The sequence below is a fragment of the Sutterella sp. genome (genome assembly GCF_052272535.1).
Lineage (GTDB): Bacteria > Pseudomonadota > Gammaproteobacteria > Burkholderiales > Burkholderiaceae_F > Sutterella.
In genome coordinates, this window is record NZ_DAVZJY010000170.1 from 1 (window position 1) to 5,434 (window position 5,434).

General features: G+C 61.4%; 4 protein-coding genes. All 4 read right to left on the bottom strand.

The genetic code is table 11. The annotated features are described in order from the left end of the window. Window positions 1-301: 301 nt before the first annotated feature. Window positions 302-1,519 carry a hypothetical protein gene (locus tag ACT6Y9_RS08425; protein ID WP_443744210.1) on the bottom strand — a complete coding sequence of 406 codons (1,218 nt, stop codon included), beginning with the start codon at window positions 1,517-1,519 and terminating at the stop codon, window positions 302-304. 141 nt (window positions 1,520-1,660) lie between these two features. Next, window positions 1,661-2,377, bottom strand: coding sequence for a Ni/Fe-hydrogenase, b-type cytochrome subunit (gene cybH, locus ACT6Y9_RS08430; protein WP_443744211.1), 717 nt, complete (start codon window positions 2,375-2,377; stop codon window positions 1,661-1,663). Between the two features lie 18 nt (window positions 2,378-2,395). Then, window positions 2,396-4,159, bottom strand: coding sequence for a nickel-dependent hydrogenase large subunit (locus ACT6Y9_RS08435; protein ID WP_443744212.1), 1,764 nt, complete (start codon window positions 4,157-4,159; stop codon window positions 2,396-2,398). After that, window positions 4,159-5,253 carry a hydrogenase small subunit gene (locus ACT6Y9_RS08440; protein WP_295478818.1) on the bottom strand — a complete coding sequence of 365 codons (1,095 nt, stop codon included), beginning with the start codon at window positions 5,251-5,253 and terminating at the stop codon, window positions 4,159-4,161. The genes ACT6Y9_RS08435 and ACT6Y9_RS08440 overlap by 1 nt, the downstream gene beginning before the upstream one ends. Window positions 5,254-5,434: the final 181 nt, after the last annotated feature.

Genomic DNA, 5,434 nt, shown 5'->3' on the forward strand with positions numbered 1-5,434 from the left:
CCGCCGCGTGCGACAGAAAATCATCATGTCGTCGGCGTACCGCGTGAAGTGCAGTCCCCTTGCCTCCAACTCCTTGTCAAGCCGGTTGTGTTCCGTCAATAAGAAACCAACCACTTTTGGCGGCAAAGTCCACACGAAGTGGTTGGTTTTTTTTCATGAAAGCAGGTGGGTTGCAGGGACGACGAAGCCCCTGTCCCCGAAGTGAAAGCGACGAACAATGAAAGGTCTCGGATCCGCAGGACATGCCCGCGAAGCGAATCTGCCGCGATGAAAGCGGCAGAGGACATGCGGTTGGAAGTCGTCACTCAGAAAGAAGCTTCTGCACCCGAGCACGCACCCGGTCCTGAAGTTCCCTCGGCGCGTTGATCAGAGCGAACGCCTGCTCCAGAGTGAAATTTGCACTTTTCACCAACCGACAGATCGCAGCGGCCATGTCATCGATCCTACCCATCTCCATCTGGTCCCGCTCAGCCTCAGCCTTAGCCACAGCCTTAGCCACAGCCTTAGCCACAGCCTCGGCTATCGCCTGATCCCGTTCCTGCTTGGCAAAGTAGGCCTGACGTGCGTCTTCTTGTTCCTGAGTGAACATCGTCATCAACACTTTTCTAACCTCCTGCTCATGCTCTCGGACGAAATCGACGAGAATCCCTTGTTCAAGGCACATGCGGAGAGTCTCCTCCGTCGCCAAAATGGGCGGCCTGAATTTCAGACAGTTCTCTGAATAGATTCTACAAAATTCAATGTACTCCGCCAAAATTGTGCCTTCCTCGCCTTTGCGCAGAACGGCGACTTTGCACTGCACGGATGCATTCGGGCCGAAGATTTCGTCGAGCGTGAGCACCTCGACGTTTTCGTGGCCGTCACCCGTGTAGATCACATAAAACTCGGGCGGCTGCAGCTTAACGGGCCGCTTGCCATAGACGTTGTACTTTCTCCCGGACACGACTTCGTCGTTTAGGATCTTCCCATAGTAGGCAAGCATCCTCAGCGCAATGTTGGAACACCACGTTGACTGCGATTCCACAAGTATGATGAGCTTATCGCGAACGATGAAGCTCAAGTCGTTGTAGATGCCCCGCGAAAAGATGGACTCGATCGTATTAATCCGGATGTCCGAGAGCACGGCATCCTCATCCTCGGGATGAAGCGCCTCGTAGAGTTCAAGGACGTTCTTGGGCTCTTGAAAGAGTTTTGTGAAGACCGTGTCGCGGATCTTGCGGTTGGACTTGAGTTGATTCGCGCTGCTGGAAAGAAGACCATCAGCCGCCTCGGCACTTGTCTGACCCTGATGATCAAACAGATCCTGCGCATCAAGGAGCTCGTCTGTGCAGAACCCGTACTTGTTCTGGAATCGGGCGGCAAGCGCCTGAGTGATCGGGCGGCGCTCCTCAAGAATCGCTTCGAGCTCAGCGATGCAGCAACCGACCTCAGGAGCGACGTCCTCGACGCTGAGACCAAGTTCCCGGAACTGCATGCGCAGCAGAGCGCCCGGGTGGAGCGGAAAGTTGACTGTGGACACGGGGCGGATCCTTTTTTAGATTACGCTAGCAAAAGTGTACCATAAAAGTCGGAATTCATCTGCCCCAAAAACAATTCGGCCCCGACTGAAGTCGCCTTCAGTCGGAGCCGAATGACGCAGAAAGCGTGAGGAAAGCGCGAATCAGTGCTCGCCGCCCGTGTGCTTGAACATCCTCAGGCCCGTGGTCATCGACGAGAGCGTGGTGCACCCGCCCATGATGTCCTCACGGAAGGACATGTACATGTGGGCGATGGTGAAGATGATCATCACGTACATGAAGGCGTGATGCACCGTGCGCACGGCCTGCGCGTCGCCAAAGAGCGTGAACACCCAGCCGAACCAGGACATCCAGTACACGTCCCAGCCCCAGGCCTGCGCGTAGAGCGCGAGGCCCGTGACGATGAGGACGATGGACCCCAGGACGAAGAAGCCGAACATCGCGAGCTGAGCGAGCGGGTTGTGGCCCGCATACTCGGCCGAAGTCTTCTTCATGAAGAGGTAGTAGGCGACCTGTCCGAAGACGCCCTTCCACCACTTCCACGACCAGAGCGGCGGGATGAAGATCTGACGCGAGTACTTGTTGCCCACCGCCGCCCAGTAGAGGCGGTAGATGAAGAGCACCGTGTAGATCATGCCCGCGGCGAAGTGCGCGAAGCGGATGTAGGCGAAGTCGTAGGTGGCCCACGTGTCGCCGAGGTTCGCCACCATCGGGGCTCCGATCAGGAACCCGGTGGCGATCATCACGAACATGCAGACCATCATGGCCCAGTGCCAGACTCGAACCGGCGCCTCCCAGACATAGAGCGGGTGCGTGCCCGCCGACATGTCCACTTCGTAGGTGACTGGATCGATTTTCATAGGACCTCCTTCACCGGGTCAGCGGACCTGGACGGAGCAGAGCTCCTCGCCCTCAGGGTCGAGGAGATGCGTCGCGCAGGCGAGGCACGGGTCGAAGCTGTGGATGGTGCGGATGATCTCGAGCGGACGCTTCGGATCGGCGATCGGGGTGCCGATGAGCGAGAGCTCGTAGGTGCTCTTCTCACCTTCGTTGGAGCGCGGCGAAGCGTTCCAGGTCGTCGGAACCACGGCCTGCCAGTTGGCGATGCGGCCGTCCTTGATCACGCAGTAGTGCGCGAGGGCGCCGCGCGGCGCTTCGCACGGACCCACGCCGCGGCATTCCTTGGGCCAGGTCTTGGGCTCCCAGAACTCCATGTTCGCGGCGGCCTCGTCGCCCGCCTTGATGTTGGCGGTGAGGTCGTCGACGTACTGCACGAGCTTGCGGGCCACCCACTCGCACTCGAGCGCACGCGCGGCGTGGCGGCCGAGGGTCGAGAAGGCGGCTTCGAGCGGGAGATTGAGCTCCTTGAGCAACGCGAGCGCGGGCTCCTTGATGTGGTCCACGTTCTTCGCGATGCCGATCACCATGCGCGCGAGGGGGCCGACCTCCATCATGTGGCCGCGCCAACGCGGGCTCTTGATCCAGGAGTACTTGCCGTCCGGAGCGAGCCAGGAGAACTTGGTCGCCGTGCCGACGGAGTTCTTGGAGAACTCGTACTTCTGCTCGGTGATGCCGTCCCAGGGGTGCAGGCCCTTCGTCTGGTCGGGGTACTGGTACCACGAGTGGTCGACGAACTCCTGGACCTGCTCGGGATCCTTGCAGTCCACGTCGAAGACCTCGTTGAGGTTGCCGTTCAGGATGGCGCCGCGCGGCATCTGCAGCGACTTGTCGCTGAAGTCGTTCGCGATTTCGGGGAAGTCGCCGTAGGCGAGGCAGTTGACGCCCGCGAGCCCCTTGCCGTACTTGAACCATTCCGGGTAGAAGGACGCGATCGCCTTGATGTCCGGGAGGTAGACGTTCTGAACGATGTCCACGGCATGACGCGCGACGGCGCGCATGTAGTTGAGGGACACTTCGTTCACCATCGTGCCCTGCCCGCCCGTGTCGTGCATGTTGATCGGGCAGGCGACCCCGCCCACGAGGTAGTTCGGGTGGGGGTTCTTGCCGCCGAGGATCGTGTGGATGCGCACGATCTCGCGCTGGAAGTCGAGGACCTCGAGATAGTGCGCGACCGCGAGGAGGTTCACCGCGGGCGGGAGCTTCATCGCGGGATGGCCCCAGTAGCCCTTGTTGAAGATCGAGAGCTGACCGGATTCGACGAGCTTCTTCACGCGGTTCTGGATGTCGCGGAAGTACCCGACGGCGGCGAGCGGATGACGCGGCGAGATCTTCTGCTGGATCGCGGCGGTTTCGCGCGGATCGGCCTCAAGGGCGCTCACGACGTCCACCCAGTCGAGGGCGGAGAGCTGGTAGAAGTGGACGATGTGGTCGTGGACGTAGAGCGTCGCGTTGAGGATGTTGCGGATGAGGTTCGCGTTCTTCGGGATCTTGATCCCGATCGCGTCCTCGACGGCGCGCACGGCCGAAAGGGCGTGAATGCCCGTACAGACGCCGCAGATGCGCTCGACGAAAGCCCAGGCGTCGCGCGGGTCGCGGCCCTTCAGAATGACCTCGAGGCCGCGCCACATCGTGCCGGTGCTCATGGAGTCGACGATCCTGCCCTCGTCGCCCAACACCGCCTGCACGCGCAGGTGGCCTTCAATGCGGGTGACGGGGTCGACTACGATTCTGCGTTCGCTCATTATTCCTTACCTCCGATTTCCTTGTTGGTCTTGGCGCGCGCCTGCGCGACGGCGGACATGGCCGCATGGGCGGCGGCGGCGGCGCCCACCACCGCGACGGTGGCAAGCCCAACCTTGTCCACCGTGCCTTCAACACCGGCGAAGATGGGCGGCAGAACCGTGGTTTCGTGTTCGTAGAACGACCCCTTGTCGAAGAAGTTCGGTTCGGCGCAGCCGATGCAGCCGTGGCCGGACTTGACGGGCCAGGACATGCCTTCGTTCCATTCAATGGTCGAGCAGGGCGCGTAGGTGGTCGGGCCCTTGCAGCCGACCTTGTAGAGGCAGTAGCCGAGCTTGGCGCCGGCGTCGTCGAACTTCTCGGCGAACTGCCCCGCATCGAAGTGTCCGCGGCGGTAGCACTTGTCGTGAATGCGCTGGCCGTAGAACATCTTGGGGCGGCCGAGGCGGTCGAGCGGCGGCAGGCGGTCGTAGGTGAGTATGTAGGTGATGACGGAGGTCATCACTTCAGGAATCGGGGGGCAGCCCGGAACAAGCACGATCGGCTTGTCGTGGATCACCTCGGTGATCGGGACGGACTTGGTGGGATTGGGCTTGGCGGCCTGCACGCACCCCCAGGCGGCGCAGGAACCCCATCCGATCACGGCCTTGGCGCCTTCGGCGACGTGCTTGATCTTGTTCAAGAAGATCTCGCCGTTCGGGATGCAGTTGATGCCGCCTTCGTTCAACGGGACGTTGCCCTCGACGGCGAGGATGTAGTTCCCCTTGTACTTTTCGATCGTCTCGTGGAGCGACTCCTCGGCCTGCTCGCCCGCAGCGGCCATGATCGTGTCGTCGTAGTCGAGCGAAACCATCGAGAGGACGACGTCCTGCACGACGGGCGAATAGGAGCGGATGAAGGATTCGGAGCAGCAGGTGCATTCCAGACCGTGGAGCCAGATCACCGGCGTGCGGGGCTTGGTTTCCATCGCCTGGGCGATTTCCTGAGCGCCGGCGCTGCCGAGCCCGAGACTCGCGGCCGTGAGCGAACAGAACTGCAGGAAGCCGCGGCGGCTCACGCCGTGGCGGCGCAGCGCTTCGTATTGCGTTTCAAGCATGTTTAGGGTCTCCCCCTCGTTCGTTGACCAAAAAGAGACGCCGCATTCGAGGCTGGAGGGTTCTCCCCGCGCGGGTCCCACCGGTTCCGGAGCCTTCGTCGAGGCGGGAAGGAGGCGTCGTTCTTCGTTTTTTTGCACCTTCCCGGGCCCCGGATCCGCCCGCTCCGGACTCATCGGGAGT

Excerpts from the sequence above, each read along its gene's own strand:
- cybH (WP_443744211.1), bottom strand. The coding sequence starts at position 2,377 with ATGAAAATCGATCCAGTCACCTACGAAGTGGACATGTCGGCGGGCACG.
- ACT6Y9_RS08440 (WP_295478818.1), bottom strand. The coding sequence starts at position 5,253 with ATGCTTGAAACGCAATACGAAGCGCTGCGCCGCCACGGCGTGAGCCGC.
- ACT6Y9_RS08435 (WP_443744212.1), bottom strand. The coding sequence starts at position 4,159 with ATGAGCGAACGCAGAATCGTAGTCGACCCCGTCACCCGCATTGAAGGC.